The following is a 25,471-nucleotide window of genomic DNA, read 5'->3' as shown; positions in this document are numbered from 1 at the left end:
ATTACCTGGGGACTGCCAAAGGAAAACCGTCTGCCATGAGCAAATCCAAGAAGCCTGAATTCCGTCCGAACGATTTCGTCGTCTATCCCGCGCATGGCGTGGGCCAGATCGTCTCTATCGAGAAGCAAGAGATTGCGGGTCTCGAACTTGAGCTTTTCGTGATCTCGTTCGAGAAGGACAAGATGACCCTGCGCGTGCCGACGCACAAGGCGACAGAGGTTGGTATGCGCCAGCTGTCATCGCCCGACGTGGTTACGAAGGCGATGACGACCATGAAGGGCAAGGCCAAGGTCAAGAAGGCCATGTGGTCCCGTCGTGCTCAGGAGTACGAGCAGAAAATCAATTCCGGCGACCTGATCGCCATCGCCGAAGTGGTGCGCGACCTGCACCGCACCGACGACCAGCGCGAGCAGTCCTATTCCGAGCGTCAGCTGTATGAAGCTGCAACGGAACGCCTGATCCGCGAAATCGCCGCCGTGTCCGGTGGCGATGAAGAGGCAGCGAAAGCGCAGCTGGATGCCGTGCTCGACGAGCGCAAGGCCGCTGCCGCCTGATCAATGTAGGGTCGTTTGAGGTTAGAAAGCCGCGTCCGAAAGGGCGCGGCTTTTTTCGTTGCTATGGTAGAGGTTAGCGCGGTTCCCTGGCGATGTCGGACGTCAGGCAGTCCGCTGGGTCCCGCCCGGCTCGTCCTCTTCTTCATCGTCGTCGTCATCCCCGCCCGTCACGCGCTGGTCGCGGAGTTCGTCGTATTTGGCGGACAGGGCCGATTCGAGGTCGGCGTTCAGCTCTTGCGCGCGCTGCATGTAGGCGTCGTTCTTCGAGATGGGCACGCCGGGTTTCCACAGTTCCGCCAGTTCGCGCAGGGCGGAGCGGTCGATCTTGAAAAAGGCGCGTTCCAGCTCGGACGCCTCGTGTTCGGACAGGCCGCTGTTTTCCAGCACGTAGCGGCCTGCACGCAAGGAACTGTCGAAGACTTCGCGGACGATCTTGTCGGCACCTGCACGATACAGCTGGTAGACGTGGTTGCGGTCGTAGGCGCGGGCGACGATGAAGATGTCGGGGCGGGCCTTGCGGGCGTAGCTGACCAGCGACGTGACCGCGTCGGGGTCGTCCATCGTGGCCATCAGCGTGCTGGCGGTATCAAGGCCCGCGGCGTGCAGCAGTTCGGGGCGGGTCGGGTCGCCGAAGTAGCCCTTGAAGCCGAACTTGCGCAGCAGTTGGATGGTGTCCAGATCCTCGTCCAGCACGACGGTGGCGTAGCCCGCCAGTTGCAGCATCCGGTTCGAGACCTGTCCGAAGCGGCCGATACCGGCGATGATGATGGGGGCCTGCTCGTCGATCTCGTCGTGGGGATGCGCGGCGGCGCCGTCGCTTTCGGCCATGCGCTTGGTGATCTGCTCCCAGATGATGAAGAACAGGGGCGTCAGCAGCATCGACATGGCGACTATGAGCAGGAGAAGCTCGCTCATCTCCGAGCCTAGGACACCCGTTTGCAGCGCGAAAGAGGTGAGGACGAAGCCGAATTCGCCGGCCTGGGCGAGGCCAAGGGTGAACAGCCAGCGATCCCGGCGGTGCAGCTTGAAGATGCGGGCAAGGGTATAAAGAACAGCGCCCTTTGCCAGCATCAGGCCCAGCGTCAGGCCAAGGATGATGAACGGAGTCTCGAAGAAGCGCGGGAAGGAGATGCCCGCGCCGACGGTGATGAAGAAGAGGCCGAGAAGCAGGCCCTTGAACGGCTCGATGTCCGACTCAAGCTCGTGCCGGAATTCGGAGTTGGCCAGCACCACGCCTGCGAGGAACGCGCCAAGGGCAGGGGACAGGCCGACCAATGTCATCACGTAGGCGATTGAGATGACGATCAGCAGCGCGAGTGCGGTGTAAAGCTCTCGTAGACGCGCGCGATGGATGTAACGGAACATGGGGCGTGTGCCGTAGATGCCGGCTATGATGATCGCCGCGATGGCACCGATGGTCATCAGGGTGATGCCCCAGCCGGGCAGGTTTTCGATGATCGAGGATACGCGTTCGGCGTTGGCGGCAGCGGTGTCCGCCGCGCCGGCCGCGGTTTCACTGCCGCCGTGGCTGTCGTCGTATCCGCTGGGGCTGTGCGCGCCGCTTGCCAGCAGGGGCAGCAGGGCCAGCATCGGGATGACGGCGATGTCCTGCGTCAGCAGCACCGAGAAGGAGGAGCGCCCCCCGGCGGTTTGCATCAGCTGCTTTTCGTTCAGGGTTTGCAGCACGATGGCGGTAGAGGAGAGGGCCAGCACCATGCTGATGGCGATGGCCTCGCGGGTTGGCTCGCCCAGCAGGATCGCGGCACCCGCGACCAGAACCATGGTGCCCAGCACCTGCGCGCCGCCTAGGCCCAGAAGGCGGTGGCGCATGTTCCACAGGGCACGCGGTTCCAGTTCCAGCCCGATCAGGAACAGCATCATCACCACGCCGAACTCTGCGAAGTGCTGCAGGCTTTCGGTTTCAGACCCGACAAGCCCGAACACCGGGCCGATCAGGATACCGGCGGCAAGATAGCCCAAGACCGATCCCATGCCGAAGCGCGCGGCAATGGGCACCGAAATGACGGCGGCGGCTAAATAGATCAGGGCTTGGAAGAGAAAGGATTCCATGGGCATTCCGTCGCTGTCGGTGTGGCGCGCTACCTAGCCCGGAGTGTCCGTAAACCTACCCCGAGGGCATGGTCAAAGTCATGGAACGCCCACGTTTTTCGTAGCGTAGCGCGTCGGCGCCGATGGCGCTGACCCGTCCGCCGTCTACCGTGTCGCCGACGCGCACCTTGACGAAGCGGCCGTTCGGCAGGCGCACCAAGGCGCGGCGATTGGAACTGGTGCCGTAGACGCCGATCAGGTTCACGTCGTTCAGGCGGATCTTGTTCGGTTCTGTGGCGCGCGAGGCGACAGAGCCTTGGGTCGGGTTGCGCGGTGTGACCACGGCGGCGGCGGTGGCGACTTGGACCGGCTCTGCCTGTTGACGCTGCTGCTGTTGCTGGCGTTGGGCGCGCTGCTGGGCGATGCGGTCGGTGAAGCCGCGTGGGCGTCCGACGGGAAGCAATGAACTGGCAACGGCGTAGGGGCTGGTGGCGACGATTGGGTTAGGTTCTTCGACCGCTTCCGGCAGGATTGCTTCGATGGCGGCAGCTGTTTCGGCGGCGGCTTCGGCGTCAGGCTCTTCGATGGCCTCCGGCTCACCGGTGAGATCGGTGGGACGGGCGCGGGGGGATAGCAGCGAGACCTGAGTCGGTTCCAGTGGTTCAGCCGTGCCGAGCGTGGCGGCACGCGGGCGCGGCGTGATGTCGGCCAGAGCGGACAGGGCGGTGCCGCCAAGGGCCACGCGCGTTGCCTCGACAGGGTCGTCTTCTGCCAGTGCTGCCTGATCATCGGCGGGACGGGCCGGGGGGGTGGCGGCGGGCGCGCCTTCCGTCACCGGGATTTCCAGGCCCTGTTCGTCATCGGGCAGGGGCGTGGGTTCGGTGATCGTCACCGCCTCTGCGTCTTGGTCGGCGGGCGCGTCTTCGGGCTGCGGATCTTCTTCCACTTCCACCTGCGGCGTGGCTGCCGGTTCGGGACGGTTCGGAGCGGATGGTGGCTCAATGGCAGGGGGGCCCGCCGTGATGCGCACGCCTTGCGGGGTCAGCGCGCCTTCGGGTGTGGCGACGATGCGGCCGTCGGGTCCGAATTCGAAGCGGGCGTCGGCGGCGGGCGGCGGCAACAGGGCAGCGGGTGGCGTGAAAGCGACAAAATCGGGTGCGGCGGGGGCGGGCACCGCCTCTCGCAATTCGACGGTCGAGTCTGACACCGGGGCCGCGTCGACGTCCGCCGGTGTCGTTTGCGGCGCTGCTGGTGCGTTGGGGATCGCGGTCGATACGCCGGTGGCAGCGTAGCGCGTTTCTTCAGGGGCATCGGCGGACCGACGCAGGGGATCGTCGGGCAGCGGTTCGGGAAGGTCCGGCTGGGCGGCGATCTCTGGCTCAGGCTCATCTTCCGGCGTGACTTCCGCAGTCTCTTGCGTGTCCGCTTCGGGCGCCTCCGGGACGGTCTCTTCAACGATGACGAGAGGCTGCGTCTCTTCCGGCTCTGGTGAGAGGGCCTCTTCGTTCGGCAATTCCGCCTCCGGCAGGGCGGCGATCACTGTGTCGCCCTCTGCGTCCGGGATCTGATCGACAGAGTCCGATTCGGGACCGGGCGGACGAATCGCGTCCGGCATTACGTCGGCCATGTCGCTTGGGGCAGGCGGCGAGACTGCAGCGTCGGGCGCTGGTTCGGCGGCGATCACTGTGTCGTCCAGCGCGGAGGTGTCCTGCTCGGAGGGGTTCAGGAAGAAGAAGATCGACCAGATCAGCACAGCCAGAACAATCGCGACGGCCAGTCCGATCAGGACGGGCAGGAAGGTGGCCAGTGGCGAGCGGCGGGATTCGCGCATGCCGAAGACGGTCAGCGCCTCTGCTTCGGACAGGGCCGGGCGGGGACGCGCGCTGCCGGGGGTCGGGGCCGCCCCGTCTTGCGGGGGATCGACGCGCCGCACGGTGGGAGTGGGCGCCGCGGGACCCGGTGCGCCGCGAAGTGGAGCCGCCGTTCTAGCAGTTGCGGCCGCGCCTGTGGCGGCGGCGAGAACGGGCGCTGACTTGCTGGGCGACGTTTTGCCCGTGTCGGGCGTCAGCGGCGCTTTCGGCCCCGCGCCGCCGTCCGGCAGCATCGCGATGCGCGATGCGATTTCCGTTAATCGGGAAGCGTCTTGGCCGGATGGTGTTTTGCCGCCGGACTCTGCCACGCGGCGGGATGCGAACCCTTTCGCCGCACCGGGCGGTGGCGGGGGCTGCGTGGACTTGAGCTGTTCTGTAGTCTGCGCGGGGGCCGGTTCAGAGGGGGCCGTGTCCTGCGGCGCATCGTTTGGTGCCGTATCGTTGGCTTCGGTCGCTTTCGTGGCCAGCTTCGCCACTTCGTCCTTGGTCGTGGTGACGGGAACTTCCGTGGTTTGGTCCGATGGGATCAGGTCGGCAGTGCCCGGAGTGTCCGTACCGGCGCTTTCCGGTGTGACGCCGGTCTTTTCGCTGGATGGTGCGGCCTCGACTGTCTCTGACAGAGTGCTGTCGGTCTTTTCGTCCACAACTCCTTCGACGGCCTCGGATGCGGGGGCCGAAGGGGCCACCGCTTCAGGCTCGGGCGTCGGCTCTGGAACCACGACAGGTTCGGGCATCGGCCGGGCCGAGCGTCCGAAATCGGGCTGACCGCGGAAGGCGTCGGAATTCGGGGGAGTCGAGAAACCCCCGGGGCCGAAACCGTGCTGTGCCGCGAAATCGTCGGCTTCGTCCAAGGTGTCGCGGGCAACGGCGGCGATCTGCACTTGCGTTTTACTGGTGGCCTTCCAGTCGAAGACCAGATCCTCGACGGCGTAGGGGGTCATGCCCTCCAGTTCCGCCGCGACGGCCTTGGCACGGGCCTCGTCGTCGCTGCCTTCGTCCACTTTCATCGAGTGGAACAGCACCTCGGAGTGGGGGATCAGCAGGGTGGGTGACAGGGGCGCGTCGCCGTCTGCCTCGACCTCCTTGCGCAGGTCCTCCAGCCGGGTGCCGAAATGCGGGTCGTCAAATGCGACCTCGCCCAGCGATGTCTGCTTCTTTCCTGTCCCCGACAGGAGGGTCACGCGATCGGGCGCGAAATCCAGCGCGTATTCGTTTTTCATGGTTCTGGTCTAGCACATAGCCGGTAAAGGGCCACCCGTCGGCGCCCGTTTTGACCGCTGTAACGCAGGTTCTTGCGCATGGAAAGAAATTCGCGCCCGGCTAGGTTGCCGTGGAGCATAGCGAAAGGACGACAAATGCGGATGCTAATGGTTTCAGCGGCTCTGATGGTTGGTCTGGCAGGCGCGGCTTCTGCGCAGGATGGGCGGCTTGCCGTGATGGGCGAGGGAGTAGTTTCGGTCGAGCCTGATGTGGCCGTCGTGCGCATGGGCGTGGTGGCCGATGGAAACACGCCGGATGCGGCGGTCAGCGGCATGTCCGACGCGCTGGCCCCCGTGCTGGTCGGGCTGATCGACGATGGGATCGAAGCGCGGGACATTCAGACCGGCACCCTGTCGCTGCGGCCTGTCTACGCGGATCGGTCACAGGTGCAGACGGATGAGGGGCCGCGCATCACCGGCTATCGCGCCGAATCGTCTTTGACCGTGACGGTGCGGGAATTGGACGGTCTGGGGGCTGTGCTGTCGCGCGCGGTTTCGGCGGGCGGCAATACGTTCGACGGTCTAAGCTGGGAGCTTTCCGATCCACAAGCGGCGGAGGATGCCGCTTTGGCTGCGGCGGTTGCCGATGCTGCGCGCAAGGCGGCGCTGATGTCGGGGGCTGCCGGAGTCGGTCTGGGGGCGATCGTTGAACTGCGCGAAGGCGGCGCCCAGATGTCGCCACGCCCGCAGATGATGGAGGCGCGGATGGCGTCAGACGTGCCGGTGGCGCGGGGGTCGCTGGACGTGCAGGCCAGTGTGTCCGTCGTTTATGAGATCGAAGAACAGTAGATTAGCCGGAGAAGCTAATGTCGCGCCCCGGAGGGTGTCCGGGGCGCGCTTCGTTCAGGCCGTGGCTTTGGTCAGCGCTTGGTCCAGATCGGCGATCAGGTCTTCGGCGTTCTCGATCCCGATGGAGACGCGCACGACTTCCGGGTCGGCCCCTGCGGCGCGCTGCTGGTTCTCTTCCAACTGGCGGTGCGTGGTGCTGGCCGAGTGGATGATCAGGCTGCGCGTGTCGCCGAGGTTGGCGACGTGGCTGAAGATTTCGACGGCGTCGATCAGCTTGATGCAGGCGTCGTACCCACCCTTCACCGCGAAGGTGAACAGGCTGCCGGCGCCCTTGGGGCAGACCTTTTTCGCCAGATCGTTGTAGGGCGACGACTCCAGCCCCGCATAGGTCACATAGTCGACGCGGTCGTCCTGCTCCAGCCACTTGGCGACCTTCACTGCGTTCTCGACGTGACGCTCCATGCGTAGGGACAGCGTCTCGATCCCCATCAAAGTGTAGTGCGCAGACTGCGGGTTCAGCGTCATACCCAGATCACGCAGGCCGATGGCGATGCCGTGGAAGGTGAAGGCGAGCGGGCCGAAGGTCTCATGGAACTTCAGGCCGTGGTAGGCGGGTTCGGGCGCGGAGAGCGATGGGAACTTGTCCGAGGCGGACCAGTCGAACTTGCCCGAATCGACGACGCAGCCGCCGGTGACGGTGCCGTTGCCGGTCAGGAACTTCGTGGTGGAATGGACGACCAGCGTGGCCCCGTGTTCGATGGGGCGGTGCAGGTAGGGGGTGGCGGTCGTGTTGTCGACGATCAGCGGCAGGCCGGCATCGTCGGCCACCTTGGCGATAGAGTCGATGTCCATGATCCAGCCGCCGGGGTTGGCGATGACCTCGCCGAAGATGGCGCGGGTGTCGTCATCGATGGCGTCGGCCACGGCTTGCGGATCGTCGAAGTCGACGAACTTGGCGGACCAGCCGAAGCGCTTGATAGTCTGGGTGAACTGCGTGACCGTGCCGCCGTACAGGCGCGTCGAGGCGACGATGTTGCGCCCCGGCTGCATCAGCGGGAACAGCGCCATGATCTGCGCGGCGTGGCCCGAAGAACAGCAGACCGCGCCCACGCCGCCTTCCAGCGTCGCGATGCGTTCCTGCAGCACGGCGACGGTGGGGTTCGTCAGGCGCGAGTAGATGTAGCCGACTTCCTGCAGGTTGAAGAGGGCGGCGGCGTGTTCGGCGTCGCGGAAGACGTAGGCGGTGGTCTGGTAGATCGGCGTCTGGCGCGCGCCGGTGGCGGTGTCGGGCCGGGCGCCTGCATGGACTTGCAGCGTGTCGAAGCCGGGGGTGCGGTCGGTCATGTGAAGTTCTCCTCTTCAATCGCGGCGGACGCTAGGGCAGGATCGGCGCGCACACAACGCGGGAATGGCGATGCTGACACCCTTTCATCTGGCGATCCACGTGACCGATCTTGACGCGGCGCGGGCCTTTTACGGCGGTACGCTGGGCTGCGCAGAGGGGCGCAGCACAGAGACCTGGGTGGATTTCGACTTCTTCGGCCACCAGCTTTCGCTGCATCTGGGCACGCCCTTCGCGACCACGAACACCGGGAAGGTCGGCGATCACATGGTGCCGATGCCGCATATCGGCTTGGTGCTGCATTTGCCGGAATGGGAGGCTCTGCGGGATCGTTTGCAGGCTGCGGGCACCGATTGGGTGCTGGCGCCGTCGGTGCGGTTCCAGGGTGAGCCGGGCGAGCAGTGGACGATGTTCTTCCGCGACCCATCGGGGAACCCCATAGAGATCAAGGGCTTCCGCGACATGGATCGCGTGTTCGCCGCCTAGGCCCGCGCCGAAGGCCAGGCTGCGGCGAAGCGCGCCCGCGCCTCTGCGATGCGGTCTGTTGATCCGGGCAGCGGCGCGATGGTGCGCGTTTCGGGGCGGATCAGCACCTTCGCGGCGTCCACCCCGTCGCTCAGCATCGCCAGCCGCACCGCGCCCATGGCCGATCCGTGGGACGCTCCGATCTCGACGGGGCGGCCAAGGATGGTCGCCAGCATCGACATCCATGCGGTGGACCGCGTGCCGCCGCCGATGACGACCGGCGTCGCGACAGGTGCGGTGGTTTCCAGTGCGTCGACGGCGTCGGCGAGTGCGAGGGCCACGCCCTCCATCATCGCGGCCATGATATCGGTGGGGCCGGTGTCTCGTCCGATGCCGGTCAGCGCGGCGCGGGCGGCACCGTCGCCTTGCGGCGTTCGGGTTCCGTCAAGGTACGGCAACGCCAGAACCGCGCCGGGGCCGGTCCAGCCGCGCGTGTCCACCGTGCCGATCAGCGCGGCGGCGGTCTGCCCCGTCACCCGCCCGACCCAGTCCAGCGCAGAGCCCGCGTTCAGCAGAGCGCCCATGCGGTAGAAGCGGTCGGGCAGGGCATGGGCGAAGTGGTGGACGCTGGGCACCGGGGGGGCGGTGTAGCTGTCCGCCCCTGCGATCACCAGCGCACCCGTGCCCAGCGAGATCATCGCGTGTTCCGGCCCTGTGCAGCCGACCGCGAGCGCGCCAACGGGTGTGTCCGCGCCACCGGTAACGACGGGCACGACCGGCAAACCAAGGTCGCGGGCGATCTCTGGCCGAAGTTGTCCGGCGATGGTGTCGGAGGCGATGATGGGGGGAAGGGCGTCGGGATTGAGGTCGACGGCCTGCGCCATCGTCTTGGACCACGCGCCCGCGCCCTGATCATAAAGCTGAGTGCCTGCGGCGTCGGACGGGTCGGTCGCCCACTCGCCCGTCATCCAGAGGCGCAGCCAATCCTTGGGCAGGACGATGCGCGCGATGTTGCGATGTGTCAGCGGTTCCGCGTAGCGCAGCCAGCGCAGTTTGGCTGCGGTGAACGATGGCATGGGGCCGACGCCTGTGATCGCCAGCGTTTCAGTCGGAGCGTTAGCCGACCAGTCTGCCCCGCGTGAGTCGTTCCACAGGATCGCGGGACGTAGGGGGGCATCGTCGGCACCCAGCGCCAGCAGGCCGTGCATCTGGCCTGACAGGCCGATGCAGCGCAGATCAATCGTGACGGCGGGCACGCGGGCGCGGAGTTCGCGCACGGCAGATCGCATGGCCTGCGCCCAGACCTGCGGGTCTTGCTCGGACAGGCCTGGGCCTGGAACATCGGCGTCGTAGCCTGCGCGCGCCTCGGCAAGAACCGTGCCTGCGCCGTCGCACAAAAGCGCTTTCAGGCCAGAGGTGCCCAGATCGATCCCCAGATACATGCCGTTTCCCCCTCTGGTCCGCGCAGGCGTTTCACTCTACCTGTCTGTCGAACGCTAACAACCGAGGCCCTGACATGACCAGCAAGCTCGATCAACTGCGCGATATGACCGTCGTGGTCGCCGATACCGGCGACGTAGACGCCGTCCGCCGACTGAAGCCGCAGGATTGCACGACGAATCCGTCCATCGTGCTTAAAGCCGTGGGGTCGGATTACTTCGCCGATGCCGTGAGCGATGCGGTGGGTCAGGGCGGCGACGTCTCTGAAATCGCGCAGCGCCTGACGGTTGCCGTCGGCGCGGAACTGGCGGGGATCGTGCCCGGACGCGTGTCGACGGAAGTGGACGCGCGGTTGAGCTTCGACACGGAAGGCTCTGTTGCCAAAGCGAAATCCATCATCGACGCCTATGCGGCGCGCGGGGTCGAGAAGGATCGTATCCTGATCAAGCTGGCCTCTACCTGGGAAGGCATCCGCGCCGCCGAACGGTTGCAGAAGGACGGGATCGACTGCAACCTGACGCTGCTGTTTTCCATGGCACAGGCCAAGGCCTGTGCGGATGCGGGGGCGTTCCTGATCTCCCCGTTCGTGGGGCGGATCACGGATTGGTACAAGGCGGCCGAGGGCGTCGAGGGCTACGCGCCCGCCAACGATCCGGGCGTGAAGTCGGTGCGCGCGATCTACGATCACTACAAATCGAACGGTATCGACACGGTGGTCATGGGCGCGTCGTTCCGCAACGCGGGCCAGATCGAGGCGCTGGCGGGCTGCGACCGGCTGACGATCTCACCGGACCTGCTGGACGAGCTGGACGCGGATCAGGGCGATCTGTCCCGCGCGCTGACCGCCGGATCGGCCAGCGGCACGGCAGAGGCCATCGACGAGCCGACCTTCCGCTGGGAGATGAACGAAGATGCGATGGCTACCGAAAAGCTGGCCGAGGGCATCCGCAAGTTCCATGCGGACTATGTGAAGCTGGAGAAGCTGATCTCTGACCGGTTGGCGTAGGCTAGCCTTCTCTGCACAGGCGGTAGTCGCCTTCGATCCGTCCATTCTCGGCCAACCGGAAGCGATTGGCCGAGAGCACGCGAACGGAAAGGGCAGAGGCGCTGCGCTGGCCGTCGTATGTATCGGTGCAAGTGTTGGTGCCGCCATAAAGAGGGCCATCGACCTCTGTCACGTCAAGCGTGCAGTCCCGCGTGGCAGAGCCGCTGATACCGGCGCCATCGTAGACCCGGATGGCGGCGTTGGGTGCGTTGTCACAAAGGGTACCTTCGCGCACGTAGTGCCCCCTAGAGATCGGCAGGGCCGACGCTTGGCCCGGTACGCCGTCGACGCATCCATATTTCACGTGGGCGTCGGGCACCCGGTCACGCCATTCAGAGACTTTATCGGCAGCGAGGGCTTCGTTGGCAAATGGGCCGTACGTCACGCTGTAGTAGCCATCGCGAAACTGAGGAATGGATCGATTGTCATGGGCCCCCGATCCGATCGCTCCCAAAGTGTCCTGAAGGGTAAATGCGTCGCTTAAAGACCGGGCAGACCCAAGGACACTGTAGAACCCGCATCCCTGCACGACGCCGGGAAGGGGCGGCTCTTCGATGATCGGCGCGTGGGTCGGAGGGTTGACCTGGGCGCTCGCTGCGACCGGTAAAAGGGCGACGACGACTGGAAACAAGATTGTACGAAACATCATGACCTCTGGTGCAACAGGACGTTGCAGATAATGTGATCAGCGGGCAGCGGTCATGCAATGACAGGCCGTTGTTGTGATCTAACCCTGCACCCACTTGCGTTCGTTCGCCTCTATCGCGGCGATGCGCTCTTCGGTTTTGGGGTGCGAAAGCAGCCAGGCCGGCGTGCTGCCGCCCGCGCCTCCTGTCAGGCGTTCCAGCTTGGTGAACAGCGACTTCTGCGGGCTGGTGCCGATGCCGGACTTGACCAGCAGGGCAGAGGCGTAGGCGTCGGCCTCGTATTCATCCTGCCGGGACAGGCGGGCGGAGAGCAGGGACATCAGGCCGTTGGCGATCCAGACGCCGACGCCGGGAATGATGCGGCCAAGCACCATCATCAGGGCCGCGCGGATCGCGTTCTGGCCCGAGAAGTCGATCATGCGGCGGCGCGAGTGGCCTAGGGCGACGTGGCCGAGTTCATGCGCGATGACGCTGGCCATTTCTTCGCCCGAAACCTCGCCCGAGCGGTAGCGATTGTAGAAACCGCGCGTGATGAAGATGCGCCCATCGGGGGCGGCAAGGCCGTTGACAGGCTCGATCTCGTAGATGTGGACCTTGATACGCTCCAGGTCGAGCGCCTTGGCCATGCGGTCGCAAAGGTCGCGCAGGTGCCCGTCGGCCAGTTCGGTGGACTTGCCATCCAGCTCTTTCGATGTGCGCCAGACCGAGAAGCGGTACATGGCGAGGGCGTAGAGGATCGCGAGCAGGATCGGTGTGAACTTCAGCATGGGATGAAGATGGGGCCGCGCGGGGTGGGGTGCAACGTGACACTCTGTGCAAACGAAAACGGCCGCCCCGAGGGGCGGCCGCGGTTGGTCAAGCTTGTGGAGCCTAGACCATCTTGGCGTCGAGCGTGATCGCTTTGACGCCACCCAGCGCCTTCGAGATCGGGCAGTTCTCTTTCGCGGTATTGGCCGCTTCATCGAACGTGGACTGATCCGCACCGGGAACGCTGGCGGTCATGTCCAGATGGATCTTGGTAATCGCGAAGCCGCCGTCGACTTCCTCAAGATGCACGGTGGCCTTGGTGTCGACGTTTTCTGGCGTCAGGTCGTGCTGGCCGAGGATCATCGAGAAGGCCATCGAGAAGCACGAGGCGTGGGCCGCGGCGATCAGTTCTTCGGGATTGGTGTTGGTGCCACCCTCGAACCGGGAGTTGAAGCCGTAGTTCGCTTCTTTCAGTACGCCGGTTTGCGTGGACACGGTTCCGTCACCGTCCTTCAGTCCACCCTTCCAGTTCGCGCTACCTGTTTTCTTGATCATGTCGTAACTCCTTTGAATGCTTCACGCTGCCAACGTAGGTGACCCCGTCGCGTTCCGCGCAGGAATTTGCGGTGGCTGCGATTGTGTATCGCACGACATAAACCGGTGTACAGAATATCAAGGTTGCGATCTATTTGTGCGCGACCTAGCTTTGGCGCATGGACGGAACGAAGCATAACACCTGCCTGACGCCCGAAGACATGCTGTGCTTCGATGTTTATGCGCTGAACCAAGCCTTCAATCGCGTTTACAAACCTCTGCTCGACCCCTTGGGTCTGACTTATCCGCAGTACCTGGTGATGACCGTCCTGTGGGACGTGTCACCGGTTTCCGTGGGTCAGATCGGGTCGCGGCTTGGTCTAGCGACATCGACGCTGACGCCGGTTCTGAAGCGGCTGGAGGGGCAGGGGCTGATCCATCGGCGGCGAAGCGCAGAGGATGAACGGCGCGTCGATATTTCGCTGACCGGCGAGGGACGGGCCTTGGCAGAACGGGCAACGAATGTGTCGGCCTGCGTTCTGGATGCGACGGGCATGTCACTAGACGATGTGAACCGTCTTCGCGGTGATCTTGCGACATTGCGCGACGCCATGAACGCGTCGGTCTAGGTCAGCGCACGCATCCCGCGGCTCAGGCCGTCCAGCGTCATCGGGACCATGCGGTCGGCACCGAAGATTTCGGCGATCATCTGGGTGGACTGCGTATAGGCCCAATAACGCTGCTGCACCGGATTGATCCACAGGTGATGAGGCCACTGGTCGCGGGCGCGTTGTAACCATGTGGCACCAGCCTCGGGATTCCAGTGTTCGTTGGCACCACCCGGCATCGCGATCTCGTAGGGGGACATCGCCGCGTCACCTACGAAGATGCAGCGCCATTCGGGGCCGTATGTGCGCAGGACCTCCCACGTGGGAGTCTGCGCGTCCCAGCGGCGGCGGTTGTCGCGCCAGACGCCTTCGTACAGGCAATTGTGGAAGTAGAACTGTTCGAGGTGGCGGAACTCGGCTTTCGCCGCGCTGAAGAGCTCGGACACGACTTTGACGTGGTCGTCCATCGAGCCCCCGACGTCCAGAAACAGCAGCACGCGCGCGGCGTTGCGCCGTTCGGGGCGGGTCTTGACGTCGAGGTAGCCGTTGTTCGCAGTCGAGCGGATGGTGCCCGGCAGGTCCAGTTCTTCTGTCGCGCCGTCGCGAGCCCAGCGGCGCAGCCGTTTGAGGGCGACCTTGATGTTGCGCGTGCCGATCTCGACGTCTTCGTCGAGGTTCTTGAACTCACGCTTGTCCCAGACCTTCACGGCCTTGCGGTGGCGCGACTCGTGCTGGCCGATGCGCACGCCTTCGGGGTTGTAGCCGTAAGCCCCGAACGGAGAGGTGCCGGCGGTGCCGACCCATTTGCTGCCGCCTTGATGGCGGCCCTTCTGATCTTCCAGCCGCTTGCGCAGCGTTTCCATCAGCTTGTCGAAGCCGCCAAGTGCGTCGATCTCTGCGCGTTCCTCGGGTGTCAGCATCTTCTCGGCGCGCTTTTCCAGCCAGTCGGCGGGGAGGTCGACTGCGTTCAGGACTTCTTCAGTCGAGATATGCTCCAGCCCCGCGAAGCTGGCGGCGAAGGCCTGGTCGAAGCGGTCGATGTGACGCTCGTCCTTCACCAGCGATGTGCGGGCCAGAAAGTAGAAGGCGTCCACATCGTAGGTCGCGATGCCCGCGTCCATGATTCCAAGGAAGTCGAGGAATTCGCGCAGGGTGGCCGGGACGCGGTGGCGGCGTAGCTGTTCGAAGAAGGGCAGGAACATCAGGCGATCGTGTTCTCGACGATCAGCGTGACGATCAGGCCGATCAGGGCGCCTGCAATGGCCATGGCCAGCGCGTATTGCACCTTGTCCGCACGCTTGCCGCCGTGGCGGCCTGCGATGACCGGCCCGCCGACAAGGCCCGCGACGATACCTGCGAAAACGATCATGAGCGGCTCTCTGTTTGTGGCACGATGGAAGAGATTTCGTCGGCGCGGCGCAGCACTTCGTCGGCGTCGCCGTAGCCGTAGCGCGCCCAGCCCAAGGCCTCTGCCCGCAGGCGAGCGGCCTCGGCGGGGCGGTTCAGTTGGGCCAGCGCTTCGGACTTCACCAGCAAGAGCGTGGACAGCAGCGATGCGTTTTCGGCGGCGATCACAGCATCGGTGTTTGCATCCACGATGGAAATGGCGGCACCGGGCTGGCCGGAAGACAGCGCGAAGGCGGCCAGTTGCATGGCGATATGCGCGCCGTGGATGCGGGTGGTCGGGTCCGAGCCGTAGATACCGGCGGCCTGCAGGAAGGAGCCAAGTGCCAGGTCCGCGTCGGTCGCCAACGACAGGCGGCCAAGAGCAAACAGCGAGAACGCCAGCCGGTTGTCGCGCCAGCCTGCTTCCTGCGCGATGCCGACGGCGCGACGCGCGGCGGCGCGGCGGTTGGGCATCCGGGTGCGGGGGCCGAGCGCCGTTTCTATCTGGTCGATCCAGGCGCGCGATGTGGCACCGCGCGGCTGGGCCCGGACACCAGCGCCACGTGGATTCAGGCGGTTCAACACACGCGGCAGCACGGCGGCGACCTGTTCGCGGGTCATGCCGGACCGGATCTCTGGCGCGTAGGTGGCGCGCAGGATGAGCATATCAAAGCCGGTCAGGACGGTGTGGAAGTTGTCGTCGTTGAAGACCGAATCCGTCAGGCGATACAGGTCATTCAGCGGCCCAAGCGATTGAGCGAGTTCCTCGTGCAGGCAGTCGCGCACCTCTTGCGGGGGCACGTCGCCGGGGATGAAGATCGCCAGCCGCTCGCGCCGTTCCAGCGTCGCCCAGTCGATCTGGCCAGAGCGGCGGTTACGCAGGAAGCCATCCCACGATGTGACGCGCGGGACGACGAAGCAGGCGGCTTCCGGCACGGTGCGTTGCAGCTTGGCGCGGGGCACGATTTCGATGGTGATGTTGGCGTCGGCCTCTGCCGGCACGCGGGTGATCGTGATCCCGGCCTCTGACCGGATGCGGGCCAGAAGGCGCGACAGGTCCGTATCCAGATTGGCGGGGCGGGGGCCAGTGACCCGAACGGAAATCGGCTCTTCGAACCGTGTCAGAACCGGCAACGTACGGCCCGATTCGAGCATGAATGACAGGTCCAGGAAGTCCCGTGCGATCTCTGCGTTCGAGCGTGCGGGCCGGGTGACGCGTGCGGCCCCAAAGCTTTTCATCGCCGGAAGCGATGCGATCATATCGGGCGTGGCCCGCCGCGCCTGAGGCGGATCGGCGGCGCCACAGGCGGCAAGCGCCAGCAAAAGCGGGACAAGGAGGATACGCACAAACATCCTGCGCAGTGAACGCCTTTGACGCGGAAAAGCCAACCGGCGAATGGCCGGGGTGCCGGATTGTCGCTGACGGTGTTTCGCGGTCACATTTTCGGGTCAGGGCCGCGCGTATTTGATGAAGGGCGTCAGGCTGCCGACCCGGTCGTACAGACGGCGACCAGGAGCGTTGTCCTGCGCGGTCAGCCAGTAGACATCCGGCGTGCCGTTGGCGTCCGCGGCGGCGTAGACGCCTTCGATCAGCGCACGCCCCGCGCCAGTGCCGCGTGCATCAGGGGTGACGTAGAGGTCCTGCAGATAGCACACATCGCGCGTCTTCCATCCGTGGGAATGGAAAATGAAGTGGGTGATGCCGATGGCCAGTCCATCCTTTTCCGCGATCAGGCCCGCGACGGGATGCCCGGTCATCAGACGTTGCCACTGCGCGTCATAGACTTCTGGTGGAAGCGTTGTGCCGTAGAACGCCAGATAATCGCGCCAAAGCGGCTCCCACGCCGGGCGGTCTGCGGGGGCGAGCGGGCGGATCACCGCCCCTCGCGCCGCTTTAGGAAGGCCAGCCGTTCGAATAGCGCCACGTCCTGCTCGTTCTTCAACAAAGCGCCGTGTAGTTTCGGCAAGGCATCGCCGCCGTCACGGCGCAGGTCCTCGGCACTCAGATCTTCGGCCAGAAGCAGCTTGAGCCAGTCGATTACTTCCGACGTCGACGGCTTCTTCTTCAGCCCCTGCTGTTCGCGGACCTCGTAGAATTTGGTCAGCGCCACGGTCAGCAGCTTGTCCTTGATGTCGGGATGGTGGACGGCGACGATCTTTTTCAGCGTCTCCATGTCCGGGAACTGGATGTAGTGGAAAAAGCAGCGGCGCAGGAAGGCGTCGGGCAGCTCTTTTTCGTTGTTCGAGGTGATGATGACGATGGGGCGGACGCGGGCGCGCACGGTCTCATTCGTCTCGTAGACGTGGAATTCCATCCGGTCGAGCTCTTGCAGCAGATCGTTCGGAAACTCGATGTCGGCCTTGTCGATCTCGTCGATCAGCAGGACGCAGCGGTCGTCGCGGTCGAACGCCTCCCACAGCTTGCCACGGCGGATGTAGTTGGAGACATCGTTCACCCGCTCGTCGCCCAGCTGGCTGTCACGCAACCGGCCAACGGCATCGTACTCATACAGACCTTGTTGCGCGCGGGTGGTGGATTTCACCGTCCATTCGATGATCGGCAGGCCCAAACCTTCGGCCACCTGCCGCGCCAGTTCCGTCTTGCCGGTGCCGGGCTCTCCCTTCACCAAAAGGGGGCGTTGCAGGGTGATGGCGGCGTTGACCGCGATCGTCAGATCCTGCGTGGCGATGTAGTCGTCTGTGCCCTGAAAGCGCATGTGTTCGATCCTGCTGCGTGACGGCATCAGGCCTAGGGGTAGGGCGCAGGCGGTGCAAGCGTCCCTGCGGTAACAACGCAGTATGTCATGTGGGATTAGTCAAAAGTTGATGCGTGACAAGGCCTAATCGGTCGGATATTCGCCACGTCATAAGCCAGCCGCATCAAAGAGGCAGGGCATATGAGCCAACTGGGAGTTACAATGATGAAGGTCGAAACCTTCCTGCCCGAGGATTACCGCCCCGCAGAGGACGAGCCTTTCATGAACGAGCGTCAGCTTGAGTATTTCCGCCGCAAGCTCATCGAATGGCGCGAAGAGCTTCTGGACGGAAGCCGGTCGACCATCGAAGGCCTGCAGGACGGCACCCGCAATATCCCCGACGTGAACGACCGTGCCTCGGAAGAGACCGACCGCGCGCTGGAACTGCGCACGCGGGACCGCCAGCGCAAGCTTGTGGCCAAGATCGACGCGGCTCTGCGCCGGGTGGAAAGCGGCGAGTACGGCTATTGCGAGGTGACCGGAGAGCCGATTTCGCTGAAGCGTCTGGACGCCCGCCCGATCGCCACGCTGAGCCTAGAGGCGCAGGAGCGTCACGAGCGGCGTGAGAAGGTCCACCGCGAGGATTGATCGTGTCTGGCGATAGAATTGCAGCGCCGGGGCCGAAAGGCTCCGGCGTTTGCGTTTGAAGGGGGTGGCATGGCTAGGCAGGTGAAGATCGTCGGCGCCGGGATCGCGGGGCTGACCGCCGCGCTGGCCTTGGCGCAGCGCGGGCACGAGGTGGAAATGCTGGAGCGCGCAGAGCGGATGGCCGAGGTCGGCGCCGGTCTGCAGATCAGCCCCAATGGCGAGGCAGTGCTGGCCGCGCTGGGACTGCGCGACGGGTTAGAGGCGATAAGCCTGTCCAGCCGCGCGGTCGTGCTGGCCGATGGGCCATCGGGGCGTGTCTTGTTGCGAATGCCGTTGGGCGAACGTCGTTACCGATTGGTTCACCGCGCGGCACTGGCCAAGATGCTGGTGACGGCGGCTTCGGACGCTGGAGCGCGGATTCGTCTTGGCTGTGACGTATCGATGAAGGGCGACGGGCTGGTGGTGAACAGCGCGCCCGAAGACGCAGAGTTCGTTCTGGGCGCGGACGGTTTGCATTCGGTCGTGCGGCCGGCGCTTAACGGCCCATCCGCGCCGTTCTTCACCGGGCAGGTGGCGTGGCGCGCGATCGTGCCGGGGGATGCGATGCCGGAGTCCCGCGTGGACATGGGGCCGGGGCGGCACTTGGTCTGCTATCCATTGACCGACGGTCGCGTGAACCTCGTCGGGATCGAGGAACGCGCGGATTGGACGGCCGCCGACTGGCGACAGCAGGGCGATCCCGACCGCTTCCGCGCGCTCTTCGCCGATTTCCCGGATGCCCGCGCGAATCTAGAGCGGATCGAGGCCTGCTATCTATGGGGGCTGTTCCGCGTCCCCGTCGCGCAGGTTTGGCAGCGGGACCGTGTCGCGATCCTGGGCGACGCCGCACACCCGACGCTGCCGTTTCTGGCGCAAGGCGCGAACCTTGCGCTGGAAGACGCCTGGACCTTTGCCGCGGCTTTCGACGCCCACACGCTTCCGCAATGGCAGAACGCCCGACGCGACCGCACGACACGCGCCATCGAGGCCGCCAACGCCAACGCGCGCAACTACCACCTGTCCGGGCCGATGCGGTGGGCTGCCCACACCGTGCTGCGCGGGCTGAACGCCGCCGCGCCCGGCCTGATGCTGAAACGCCTGTCGTGGCTCTACGATCACGATGTGACCCAGCCCTAGTTCACCGTTCTGGAAATACCTCGGGGGCCGCAGGCGGGGCAGAGCCCCTCAGGCCTTGGTCAGGTGCAGATACGTCTCGTCGTAGCGCTTCGACAGGTGATCGCCTGCAAGGATCGTCTGTCCCGACCCCATGGGGGCGACGTTCGTGTCGTAGTTCGGGTTGAAGAACAGCGGGACGGATACGCGCTCTGCCTGCGTTCCGATGACCCGGTGGGGCGTGGCGCGGACGGTGCCGTTCGTCCACATCTCCAGCATTTCACCGAAGTTGACGACAAAGGTGCCGGGGGCGGCGCTGATGCCCTCCCACGTGCCGTCCAGCGTCTGCACTTCCAGCCCGGCGGTGCCGTCGGTCGCCAGGAGCGTGAGGCAGCCGTAGTCGGTGTGCGGCGCGATGCCGAAGTCGCGCGCGCCTGCGTTGGCGGGGCGGGGCGGGTAGTAGTTGCCGCGCAGCAGGGCCATTGGGCGGTCGAACTTGTCGTCGAAGTAATCCGACGGCTGGCCGATGGCGGCGGCGAGCGCGCGCAGCAGGTCCAGCGCGGTGGCGCGGGCTTGTGCATAATAGGCTTCCACCGTCGCCTGGAACGCGGGCATCCCCTCGGGCCAACGGTTGGGAGCGTAGTATTTGAGCCCATGCGCGGCCATGGGATCGTTCGCGTCCAGCTCCAGCCCCATGTCGAAGACCTGTTTGTAATCGGGGTTGGCGGTTGGGTCGACACGCTCGGCCCCCGGCGCGCCCCAGCCGCGGTTCGAACCTGTCGCGGCCATGTCGATCCTCGCCTTTTCAGCGTGGGGCAGGCGGAAGAAGTCGAGGTACGCAGCGATCACGGCATCCACCCCGTCGCGCCCGATGCGGGTGTTCGTGACCGTTAGAAACCCGGTTTCGGTCGCGGCGCGGTGCATCGCTTGCAGCGTATCGGGGGCGTGCAGGCGGGTGGCGTCGATGGCGGGGATCATGGCGGCTCCTGTCGCGGTCGGACTTGGGCCCGCGATAATCCGTTTTGCCTTCGGGCGAAAGCGGCTAGGTCAGTCAGGGACATTTGCAGGAGAAACGTCATGGCCGACCGCACCCCCCTTGCCGCCGGAAACTGGAAGATGAACGGCACCGCCGCCGCGCTGGATCAGGTGAAGGCCCTGGCCGACGCTCAGGGCAGCGCCGCGTCCGACATCCTGCTGTGCCCGCCCGCGACGCTGTTGCAGAGGATGGCGCAGGCGGCAGAGGGCACTAAAATCAGTGTGGGTGGTCAGGACTGCCACTGGAACGAGATCGGCGCGCATACCGGAGACGTGTCGGCTGCGATGCTGAAGGACGCTGGCGCCACCGCCGTGATCCTTGGCCATTCGGAACGGCGTGCGGACCACGCCGAGACCGACGAGATCGTGCGCAACAAGACGAAGGCCGCGTGGGAGGCCGGTCTGATGGCCGTCGTCTGCGTCGGTGAAACGCTGGCCGAACGCGAGGCGGCGAACACCATCGCCATCATCGAAGGGCAGTTGGCCGGATCGCTGCCCGAACAGGCGACGGGCCACAATCTGGTCGTCGCCTATGAGCCCGTCTGGGCCATCGGCACCGGCAAGGTCCCCACCACGGACCAGATCGGAGAGGTCCACGACATGATCCGCTCCCGCCTGATCGAACGCTTCGGCGCAGGCGTCGGCAAGTCCGTGCGCGTGCTGTATGGCGGGTCGGTGAAGCCGTCGAACGCCACCGAGATATTCGCGGTCGAGAACGTGGATGGGGCGTTGGTGGGCGGTGCATCGTTGAAGGCCGACGACTTCGGCGGGATCATCGCGGCGCTGGATACGGCGAAGGGGTAGGCTGAGATACTGACGGCGCAGGTTTTGGACCTGTAAGTGGGACGCGGGTGAAAAGCGATTGCGGTTTTGTCAGAGGAGAGAGGGTCCGCTGTGCGGGGCGGAGCCGCCGTCAGCCGCACGTGCGCGATCTACACGGTATCTGCGAGGTAAGGCGGATGAAAGAGTGGGTAGCGGTCGTCCCGTTTCAAGCGTCGAACCATCTCGGCGGGTCCAGCCCCCCCACGAGAAGGTAGTCTGCAGGCTATCCGTCTAAGCAAGGAAACTTCGAGTTACTCGGTCGACCAAGGCAATGCGGCTCTCCTTGAGAAATCGGAAACTGATGGAAGCTGGAATCCAAGGTCATCCTCGTTTTCGATAAGAGAACTGACGAGATGGCGAAGAGGAAAACGATGCGCGGGCGCGTTTACTGCGAAGGCCTAGTCGGTAGGCGCCTCGGGTGGTTTCAGGAAAGCGCCTGCATGTAAAACGTCGTCTTGGGTCGCGGTCTGAAACGCAGCGATGTCGATTACCCCGCTACGTGCGATCCGCCCAGTCAGAACATCTGTGCGCGCACCGGTGACGATGTCGATGACGGCAGGCGACGTGGCCGCCAGGAAGTGGTCGCGGGAATTGGGCAGGCCCGACAGATCGAGAACCAGCAGATCCAGCGCGGCGAGACGGCTGCGGTCGCGGGCCGACCCCAGCCGCTCGGGCTGCGCCGTCAGCAAGGACGAGAAGCGCAGCGCGTAGTCGTTTTCGGATGTCATGACCACGAATGGACTGGGAAGCGGATCGATGCGTTCGTGCTGGGCTTCGAACAGATCAAGGTCGATATCCGGCGACACGAGGATGACGCCGCCGATCCCGGCCAGAACGTCGCGCTTCCCCGAAATCGACAGTTGCCGCAAGGTTTCGACGACAAGTTGCGTGCCCATGGAATGGCCGAAGACGAAGACATTCTGATTTTCCCGCGCCAGTGCGATCAGCAGTTCCGCAAGATGATCTCGGGCGATCAGGACGCTGTCCTTGTCGCGCACATAGCCCAAGGGCCGTTGAATCGACGGCCATGAAAAGGTCACCTGCGGACCATTCAGGCCGTAATCATGGGCGATTTGCGCATGGCGGTAGACAGCGTCCTGCATGGATGTGTTGAAGCCATGGACAAAGACCACCGGACTGTCGATCGGACGCCCGAGCGGGCCCGCCGCGTCTTGCACCTTGCCCGCAAGCTCTGGCAGCGACCCGATCGACCGAGCCCCGGCTACAGTAAAGCTGGTGTTCGGATCTGGGTTGGCCGCCGAATATTCCACAAGTCCCGGTCGATGGCTCGGTGGTATCGTGTCATCATATTGCGCAAAGGACAGCGCGCCGCCGCGCTGCGTCGTGCCCGACAGATCGGGGGCCAGAATGCGGTCCGTCGCCAAGTAGATCCTCTGGATATCGGCCCGTCCGACCTCCGCATTTGGAGCGAGGAATTGCTTAGGACTGCCCGCACACCCCGAAAGAAAAGCAAGGGATAGGCACAAAGTAAGGAGGCGACGTAGGATCATCTCGAAAATACCTCCGCTGACGATTCCGCTACATTGTCAGACTGATGTCATTCCTCTTTCGGGGATCGCGAATGTGCCGGTCACCCCGCGTCCTCAGCGGTCGCGCGTCCGGGCCCGCAAAGGATGAGCGTCAGGCTTACGGCGGCCAGCGCGATTTCTAAGACCAGATAGATCAGCAGGATCGGCCGCGGCCATCCGTCCAGTGCAAGGCTGAGCAAACGGCCACTGGCAATGCCGGTGACGAAGACGAAGGCCGACCACAGGGCTGCCATCCGCAGGGCAGCGTGTGCGGCGCCGGCCAGCCAGAAGGCGATCATCGCCAGGTAAAGACCCATGATCGCGCGGAAGAAATGCCGCGTGGTCGAATCCGGCGCGTCAAGGCCGTAGAGCCACGTCAGGCTTTGCTCCGGCACGGCCCCGTAGGCCAAGGCGACCGGCACAAGTCCGACGCCGAAGGCCATCAGGAACATCCGCCTCGCCAGATCAATCGATATCCGCGGCCCTTCCTTCATTTCCCTTGTCCCATGTCCTTCACGATCCGAAATCCGACATGCGCGGTACTGAAGTCGCGTTCCATGCCTTCGCGCGCGGCAACGCGATACCGCTGGCAGTAGTCCTCGCTGCACAGAAACGACCCACCCTTGATCGTGACCCGGGGCTGGGCGGCGCCAAAGGGCGTATCCGTCCATTCCCAGACATTGCCGATCATGTCGAAGGCTCCGGTCAGACCAGCCTCGTAGCACCCCACCGGCGCGGTGCCCGCGAACCCATCGCGACGCGAGTTCATGATCGGGAAGAGACCCGTCCACACATTGGCCCGAGGGGTGCCGTCGGGCGCGCGGACGCCGGATTCGGGGTCCATGGGATCGAACAGACCGTGGCTCGCGGCGTATTCCCACTCCACCTCGGTCGGCAGGCGACCGCCCGCCCAGTCGGCATAGGCCCGGGCGTCGTTCAGCGTGACGTGCGTTACGGGGTGCAGATCTCGCCCTGTCAGGTCCGATCCAGCACCGTCCGGCGTGCGCCAGGTCGCGGCGGGATCAAGCGACCACCAGGACAAAATCCGCTGGGGTGTATCGGTCTCGCTGAACCGAGCCGATCCGCCGTTGCGCTCGGCTTCGGTCAAGTAGCCCGTGTCGGCGACGAAGGTTGCGAACTGGGCGTTCGTGACTTCGTGTTCCTGTAACAAGAAGGGCGAGACAAGCACACGCCGTGGCGGCCCTTCTTCGGGATAGTGCGGATCAACCCCCATGACAAAGCCGCCGCCGGGAATAGTGACGAAGCCGCCGAGTTGGGACGCGCTTAATCCGCACGTGGACCCCGACCCGGATGAACTGCCCCCGCGCGGCGAAAGCGCCAGAACTGCGGTGGCTGCAAGAACCGCGGTCAGGATACCCCCGCCTATGAGTGATTTCCGAACCCGTCTCATTCAAACGCTCCATAAAATGGCACTTTGAACCGGTGTGGCTGGTGCAAGGCCGCGCAGGCTTCAGTGAATGGCGTATTTCATCGCGGCGAGCCCGACACCGACGCTGCCTGCGAAGGCCGCACCGCCGATGGGCAGCCACCAGCTATGATTTATGACCCAACCGACACGCGCGCCCAGCACGACCAAAACCAGTATGCAGAAGGCTTGCGACAGTGCGGTGGCGGTCGAAACGTCCAGCCAGTCAAGGCCGGCCACAGCAAAGATCGCCGTCGGCACATTCGCGACCAGCAGAGTCGGATGGCTGTGCCGCCAGGCGGTGCGGAAGGCCTTGGCTGTAAGGATGCGCTCGCCCGTCTCCATCGCGTGCGACAACACCTCGGCGAAGATCTTGGCCAGGGTCACTGCAAGGACCGAACCGAACAGGACAAGGGCCGCCTCGAATGCGCCGTCGCGGACCTCGTCCATCGCCATCAAGAGGCTGAGGACAAGGATCGCGCCATAGATCAGCCCGAAAGAAGCGCGCTGCACGGGTCCCCACGCGAAGTTGGGGGTGCGGTCCATGCCATGGCTTCGCCCTCGGCATCTGAACGTGCAGGCCCATGTCAGACGTTGCGCTGCGTGGCCATCTTTTCCAGAATACGGTGTGCCGCCTCGTATCCGCTGTTCTGGTTCTGGCCGGTGATCAGGTTGCCGTCGATGGTGGTATGCGTCGCAAACGGGTCCCGAAAAGCGTGCTGGCACTCATAGATCGCGCCCAGCTTGCGCAGCTCTTCCTCGGGGTGTTTGGGGGTGATCGCGATGCCGAAAGTGTTGATCTGGTTGTTGGTCACCCCCGTAACGCGGCGCCCCTTTACCAGCGGCTCACCGTCTACACCGGTGGCGCCACACAGCCCCAGCGCGCCGTGGCAGACCGAGCCCAGGATTTTGCCTTGGGCGTTCGCACGGGTCACGAAGTCGCTCAGTTCCTCACTCTGCATCAGGTCGTAGGCGGCGCCCCAGCCACCGGCCATGAAGATCGCGTCGTAATCCGCGGGGTCCAAGTCAGCGACCGCCTTCGAATTGTGCAGATCGTGCATCGCCTTCTTGTCGGCCATGAAACGCTTGTCGTCGTCGCTTGCCAACGGCCAGGACCACGAGCCCGGCTGGATCGGGATCTCACCACCCTTGGGGGACGCCATGTCCACCTCCAGTCCCGCGTTGACGAAGGCATAGTAAGGCACGGTGAATTCGGACCCGAACGCGCCGGTCTTCTTGTCCGACGGATCCAGCTTGTCGTGGTTGGTGCAGATCACCAGCGCACGGCGTCCCTTCAGGTCGAAATCGGGGATCGTATAATGCTTGTGGATGCCCAGCATGTTCAGGATGCGCGGCAGATACAGGTAGATCAGGATGGCCAGAAGGGCCAGGACAAGAATGGGAACGACGATCCAGGTCATGACAGA

25 protein-coding genes and 2 pseudogenes are annotated in these 25,471 nt (G+C 64.8%); 8 read left to right on the top strand and 19 right to left on the bottom strand.

Annotated features, from left to right (window positions below):
• Positions 1–35: 35 nt before the first annotated feature.
• Positions 36–554, top strand: a complete 519-nt coding sequence (locus tag FIU81_RS07980) for a CarD family transcriptional regulator (RefSeq protein WP_124112483.1) — start codon at positions 36–38, stop codon at positions 552–554.
• A gap of 154 nt (positions 555–708) precedes the next feature.
• Here FIU81_RS07980 and FIU81_RS17155 read toward each other — a convergent pair.
• The 3 genes and pseudogenes from FIU81_RS17155 to FIU81_RS07970 all read right to left on the bottom strand — a co-directional run.
• Positions 709–858: pseudogene (locus FIU81_RS17155) on the bottom strand (hypothetical protein); the annotation flags it as partial.
• Between the two features lie 179 nt (positions 859–1,037).
• Positions 1,038–2,546 (bottom strand): annotated as a pseudogene (locus FIU81_RS07975) (cation:proton antiporter); the annotation flags it as partial.
• A 133-nt stretch (positions 2,547–2,679) separates the two neighbouring features.
• Positions 2,680–5,694 (bottom strand): hypothetical protein, encoded by a 3,015-nt coding sequence (locus tag FIU81_RS07970; RefSeq protein WP_152460909.1) that lies wholly within the window; start codon positions 5,692–5,694, stop codon positions 2,680–2,682.
• A gap of 135 nt (positions 5,695–5,829) precedes the next feature.
• Between FIU81_RS07970 and FIU81_RS07965 the strand changes: the two genes are divergently transcribed.
• Positions 5,830–6,522, top strand: a complete 693-nt coding sequence (locus FIU81_RS07965; RefSeq protein ID WP_172971430.1) for an SIMPL domain-containing protein — start codon at positions 5,830–5,832, stop codon at positions 6,520–6,522.
• A 54-nt stretch (positions 6,523–6,576) separates the two neighbouring features.
• Here the strand turns inward: FIU81_RS07965 and FIU81_RS07960 are convergent, their stop codons facing one another.
• Positions 6,577–7,866: an O-acetylhomoserine aminocarboxypropyltransferase/cysteine synthase family protein gene (locus FIU81_RS07960; RefSeq protein WP_124113122.1), complete on the bottom strand. Its 1,290-nt coding sequence runs from the start codon at positions 7,864–7,866 to the stop codon at positions 6,577–6,579.
• 70 nt (positions 7,867–7,936) lie between these two features.
• Here FIU81_RS07960 and FIU81_RS07955 point away from each other — a divergent pair, with 70 nt between their 5' ends.
• Positions 7,937–8,350: a VOC family protein gene (locus FIU81_RS07955; RefSeq protein WP_124113120.1), complete on the top strand. Its 414-nt coding sequence runs from the start codon at positions 7,937–7,939 to the stop codon at positions 8,348–8,350.
• Here FIU81_RS07955 and xylB read toward each other — a convergent pair.
• Positions 8,347–9,771: a xylulokinase gene (gene xylB, locus FIU81_RS07950; RefSeq protein WP_124113118.1), complete on the bottom strand. Its 1,425-nt coding sequence runs from the start codon at positions 9,769–9,771 to the stop codon at positions 8,347–8,349. The genes FIU81_RS07955 and xylB overlap by 4 nt on opposite strands.
• Before the next feature lie 74 nt (positions 9,772–9,845).
• Here xylB and tal point away from each other — a divergent pair, with 74 nt between their 5' ends.
• On the top strand, positions 9,846–10,775 hold the full coding sequence (gene tal, locus FIU81_RS07945) for a transaldolase (RefSeq protein WP_124113116.1): 930 nt from the start codon (positions 9,846–9,848) through the stop codon (positions 10,773–10,775).
• A 1-nt stretch (position 10,776) separates the two neighbouring features.
• On the opposite strand, the gene FIU81_RS07940 is transcribed toward tal, so the two are convergent.
• The 3 genes from FIU81_RS07940 to FIU81_RS07930 all read right to left on the bottom strand — a co-directional run bounded on the left by FIU81_RS07940 (position 10,777) and on the right by FIU81_RS07930 (position 12,763).
• On the bottom strand, positions 10,777–11,463 hold the full coding sequence (locus tag FIU81_RS07940; RefSeq protein WP_152460908.1) for a hypothetical protein: 687 nt from the start codon (positions 11,461–11,463) through the stop codon (positions 10,777–10,779).
• A gap of 78 nt (positions 11,464–11,541) precedes the next feature.
• Entirely contained in the window at positions 11,542–12,228 is a 687-nt protein-coding gene (locus tag FIU81_RS07935; RefSeq protein ID WP_124113112.1) for a M48 family metallopeptidase, read from the bottom strand.
• Positions 12,229–12,331: 103 nt separating this feature from the next.
• Complete coding sequence (locus FIU81_RS07930) at positions 12,332–12,763, bottom strand: OsmC family protein (protein WP_124113110.1); 432 nt, start codon at positions 12,761–12,763, stop codon at positions 12,332–12,334.
• A gap of 158 nt (positions 12,764–12,921) precedes the next feature.
• Between FIU81_RS07930 and FIU81_RS07925 the strand changes: the two genes are divergently transcribed.
• A complete protein-coding gene (locus tag FIU81_RS07925) occupies positions 12,922–13,371 on the top strand; it encodes a MarR family winged helix-turn-helix transcriptional regulator (RefSeq protein WP_124113108.1) in 450 nt (149 codons plus the stop codon).
• On the opposite strand, the gene FIU81_RS07920 is transcribed toward FIU81_RS07925, so the two are convergent.
• The 5 genes from FIU81_RS07920 to FIU81_RS07905 all read right to left on the bottom strand — a co-directional run bounded on the left by FIU81_RS07920 (position 13,368) and on the right by FIU81_RS07905 (position 17,453).
• The gene (locus FIU81_RS07920; RefSeq protein WP_124113106.1) at positions 13,368–14,552 is read right to left on the bottom strand and encodes a vWA domain-containing protein; all 1,185 of its coding nucleotides are present in this window, start codon (positions 14,550–14,552) and stop codon (positions 13,368–13,370) included. The two genes, FIU81_RS07925 and FIU81_RS07920, sit on opposite strands and share 4 nt — an antisense overlap.
• Positions 14,552–14,719: a hypothetical protein gene (locus FIU81_RS16695; protein WP_172971429.1), complete on the bottom strand. Its 168-nt coding sequence runs from the start codon at positions 14,717–14,719 to the stop codon at positions 14,552–14,554. Before FIU81_RS16695 ends, FIU81_RS07920 begins: the two co-directional genes overlap by 1 nt.
• Positions 14,716–16,083: a DUF2927 domain-containing protein gene (locus FIU81_RS07915; RefSeq protein ID WP_413816229.1), complete on the bottom strand. Its 1,368-nt coding sequence runs from the start codon at positions 16,081–16,083 to the stop codon at positions 14,716–14,718. Before FIU81_RS07915 ends, FIU81_RS16695 begins: the two co-directional genes overlap by 4 nt.
• Before the next feature lie 102 nt (positions 16,084–16,185).
• The gene (locus FIU81_RS07910) at positions 16,186–16,614 is read right to left on the bottom strand and encodes a GNAT family N-acetyltransferase (RefSeq protein WP_124113102.1); all 429 of its coding nucleotides are present in this window, start codon (positions 16,612–16,614) and stop codon (positions 16,186–16,188) included.
• Positions 16,611–17,453 carry an AAA family ATPase gene (locus FIU81_RS07905; RefSeq protein ID WP_124113101.1) on the bottom strand — a complete coding sequence of 281 codons (843 nt, stop codon included), beginning with the start codon at positions 17,451–17,453 and terminating at the stop codon, positions 16,611–16,613. The genes FIU81_RS07910 and FIU81_RS07905 overlap by 4 nt, the downstream gene beginning before the upstream one ends.
• A 204-nt stretch (positions 17,454–17,657) precedes the next feature.
• Between FIU81_RS07905 and dksA the strand changes: the two genes are divergently transcribed.
• Positions 17,658–18,080, top strand: a complete 423-nt coding sequence (gene dksA, locus FIU81_RS07900; protein WP_124113139.1) for an RNA polymerase-binding protein DksA — start codon at positions 17,658–17,660, stop codon at positions 18,078–18,080.
• Positions 18,081–18,149: 69 nt separating this feature from the next.
• The gene (locus FIU81_RS07895; protein WP_124113100.1) at positions 18,150–19,256 is read left to right on the top strand and encodes an FAD-dependent oxidoreductase; all 1,107 of its coding nucleotides are present in this window, start codon (positions 18,150–18,152) and stop codon (positions 19,254–19,256) included.
• A gap of 48 nt (positions 19,257–19,304) precedes the next feature.
• Here FIU81_RS07895 and FIU81_RS07890 read toward each other — a convergent pair whose 3' ends face one another.
• Entirely contained in the window at positions 19,305–20,210 is a 906-nt protein-coding gene (locus tag FIU81_RS07890; protein WP_124113098.1) for an isopenicillin N synthase family dioxygenase, read from the bottom strand.
• Positions 20,211–20,309: 99 nt separating this feature from the next.
• Between FIU81_RS07890 and tpiA the strand changes: the two genes are divergently transcribed.
• A complete protein-coding gene (gene tpiA / locus FIU81_RS07885; RefSeq protein ID WP_124113095.1) occupies positions 20,310–21,071 on the top strand; it encodes a triose-phosphate isomerase in 762 nt (253 codons plus the stop codon).
• Between the two features lie 416 nt (positions 21,072–21,487).
• On the opposite strand, the gene FIU81_RS07880 is transcribed toward tpiA, so the two are convergent.
• The 5 genes from FIU81_RS07880 to FIU81_RS07860 form a co-directional block, all read right to left on the bottom strand.
• Positions 21,488–22,474: an alpha/beta hydrolase gene (locus FIU81_RS07880; RefSeq protein ID WP_172971428.1), complete on the bottom strand. Its 987-nt coding sequence runs from the start codon at positions 22,472–22,474 to the stop codon at positions 21,488–21,490.
• Positions 22,475–22,680: 206 nt separating this feature from the next.
• On the bottom strand, positions 22,681–23,070 hold the full coding sequence (locus FIU81_RS07875) for a DUF4345 domain-containing protein (RefSeq protein ID WP_254696029.1): 390 nt from the start codon (positions 23,068–23,070) through the stop codon (positions 22,681–22,683).
• Positions 23,071–23,108: 38 nt separating this feature from the next.
• On the bottom strand, positions 23,109–24,029 hold the full coding sequence (locus FIU81_RS07870; RefSeq protein WP_124113089.1) for a formylglycine-generating enzyme family protein: 921 nt from the start codon (positions 24,027–24,029) through the stop codon (positions 23,109–23,111).
• A 60-nt stretch (positions 24,030–24,089) separates the two neighbouring features.
• Entirely contained in the window at positions 24,090–24,590 is a 501-nt protein-coding gene (locus FIU81_RS07865; RefSeq protein ID WP_124113087.1) for a hypothetical protein, read from the bottom strand.
• A gap of 41 nt (positions 24,591–24,631) precedes the next feature.
• Positions 24,632–25,465 carry a type 1 glutamine amidotransferase domain-containing protein gene (locus tag FIU81_RS07860; RefSeq protein WP_124113085.1) on the bottom strand — a complete coding sequence of 278 codons (834 nt, stop codon included), beginning with the start codon at positions 25,463–25,465 and terminating at the stop codon, positions 24,632–24,634.
• Positions 25,466–25,471 lie beyond the last annotated feature (6 nt).

The organism is Palleronia sp. THAF1, assembly GCF_009363795.1.
Classification (GTDB): Bacteria; Pseudomonadota; Alphaproteobacteria; order Rhodobacterales; family Rhodobacteraceae; genus Palleronia.
This window is presented reverse-complemented; position numbering and strand designations above follow the sequence as displayed.